2 protein-coding genes are annotated in these 2084 nt (G+C 69.5%); both read right to left on the reverse strand.

What is annotated here, in order from left to right:
* Positions 1-59 precede the first annotated feature (59 nt).
* Entirely contained in the window at positions 60-506 is a 447-nt protein-coding gene (gene dut / locus ACT6Y9_RS10645; RefSeq protein WP_295481121.1) for a dUTP diphosphatase, read from the reverse strand.
* Between the two features lie 58 nt (positions 507-564).
* Positions 565-1788 (reverse strand): bifunctional phosphopantothenoylcysteine decarboxylase/phosphopantothenate--cysteine ligase CoaBC, encoded by a 1224-nt coding sequence (coaBC, locus tag ACT6Y9_RS10650; protein WP_443744510.1) that lies wholly within the window; start codon positions 1786-1788, stop codon positions 565-567.
* Positions 1789-2084: the final 296 nt, after the last annotated feature.

Below are 2084 nucleotides of genomic sequence, written 5' to 3' on the forward strand. Positions count from 1 at the left end.
GCGCGGGCGAAATGCCCGGCCGGCCTTTGATTGAATGGGAAGGGCGCTTCTTGCGCGGGTCAGCCCACGCCCGTCGAGCCGAAGCCCCCTTCGCCGCGCTCGGAGGCCTCGAACGACTCCACGAGACGGAATTCAGGCTGCACTACGGGCACCACCACGAGCTGCGCGAGGCGCTCGCCGGGGTTCACCTCATAGGGGGCGATGCCGCGGTTCCAGATCGAAAGCATGAGTTCGCCCTGGTAGTCGCTGTCGATGAGGCCCACGAGGTTGCCGAGCACGATGCCCTTCTTGTGCCCGAGCCCGGAGCGCGGAAGGATGAGGGCGGCGTAGCCCGGGTCGGCAATGTGGATGGCGAGCCCGGTGTGGATGAGGACCGTTTCGCCCGGGAGCACGGTCACCGGTGCGTCCAGGACGGCGCGCAGGTCCACGCCCGCGGAGCCTGGCGTGGCGCAGCGGGGAAGGTGCGCGGCGGCGCGCGGGTCGAGGATCTTGAGGTCGATCTGCATGGATGAGGCTTCTACTCTGAAGAGGTTGAAAGGGAGGAATTCTGCCTGAAGGGGCCGCTCAGGCCTGCCGCGGGCGCTTCGCGAGGAGCTCCGCGGCGCACTCGAGGATGAAGCGCGCGCACTCGAGCTTTGTCGCCGGTCCGAAGACTCGTTCGGAGTCCGGACCCACGATGCGGATTTCATTGGTGTCGGCGTTGAGCGCGCGGCGCGCGTCGTTCGCGACGATGAAGGAGGCGTGCTTTCTCACGCACTTCTCGCGCGCGAAGGCGGTGAGCATCGCGCCTTCGGCCGTCTCGGCGGCGAAGCCGATCGTGACCGGGGGATTGGGGCGGGTGCCGACGCGCGTGAGCACGTCGGGATTCTCGACCCAGATGAGGTCGGCGAGGGCGGGCACGCCCATCACGGTCTTCTTGAGCTTGCGCTCGGCGACGGCGCCCGGGCGCCAGTCGGCGACGGCCGCGACGCCGATGAAGAGGTCGCATGGTCCGCCGTCGAGCTCCTCCTGCACGGCCGCGTCCATCTCGCGCGCGGAGACGACGTCGATGCGGCGCACGTTCACGGGGGCGGAGAGCGAGACGGGGCCGGCGACCAAGGTCACCTCGGCGCCGGCGTCGCGCGCGGCGCGCGCGAGGGCGAAGCCCTGGCGGCCGCTCGAGCGGTTCGTGATGCCGCGCACCGGGTCGATCGCCTCGTAGGTGGGGCCGGCCGTGATGAGGACGCGTCTGCCCGCGAGCACCTTCGGCGCGAAGAAGCCCTCGATGAATTCGGCGACTTCCCGGGGCTCCATCATGCGCCCGGGCCCCTTGTCGCCGCAGGCCTGTAGCCCCGGCACGGGGCCGAGGAAGACAGCGCCGTCAAGGCGCAGCGCCTCGACGTTGCGCGCGGCCGCGGGCGCCTTCCACATCGCCTCGTTCATCGCCGGCACGAAGATCACGGGCGAGCGGCGCGCCGCAAGGAGCGTGCTCGCCAGGTTGTCGGCGATGCCGTGGGCGGCCTTGGCGATGATGTTCGCGGTCGCGGGCATCACGAGGATCAGGTCCGAGGTGCGCGCGAGGTCGATGTGGGGCATGGGGCCGCCGGGGTGCTTCCTCCACTCCGTCGTGAGGGCCGGGCGCCCGGTGAGGGCTTCGAACGTGAGGGGAGTGACGAACTCCGCGGCGTGCTCGGTGAGGACGGCCGTTACTTCAGCGCCCGACTTCATCAGAAGACGCGCCGCTTCGCAGCTCTTGAAGGCGGCGATGCCGCCCGTGACGATGAGGGTGATGCGTTTTCCTTGAAGCATGGCGCGCGTGGGTGTTCCGCAAGCGTGGACGGGGGGAGCCCGTGCACGCGGGGTGGATGTTGAAGGGATTGGCCGGACAACATTCTGCCCTGAATGGCGCCCGGGCGCTCTCCGTGATTCTCTTCAGAGAGAGGGTGGGCGCCGGGCGCGCGTGCGGAGAAAGAAGACGCCCGCCGCAGTCCTTGAGACCACGACGGGCGTTGTTGGTGGGGTTCGGGCTCCGGAGGGGGACGTCAGCTTCTTGACCAAAAGATAGGCCTCGCGCAAGCCCCGTCCTTCAGGGCGAGGTTAGCGAG

Origin of the sequence: Sutterella sp. (assembly GCF_052272535.1) — a bacterium.
GTDB lineage: Bacteria > Pseudomonadota > Gammaproteobacteria > Burkholderiales > Burkholderiaceae_F > Sutterella.

Coding starts and splice junctions, on each gene's coding strand:
- coaBC (WP_443744510.1), bottom strand. CDS start 1,788: ATGCTTCAAGGAAAACGCATCACCCTCATCGTCACGGGCGGCATCGCC.
- dut (WP_295481121.1), bottom strand. CDS start 506: ATGCAGATCGACCTCAAGATCCTCGACCCGCGCGCCGCCGCGCACCTT.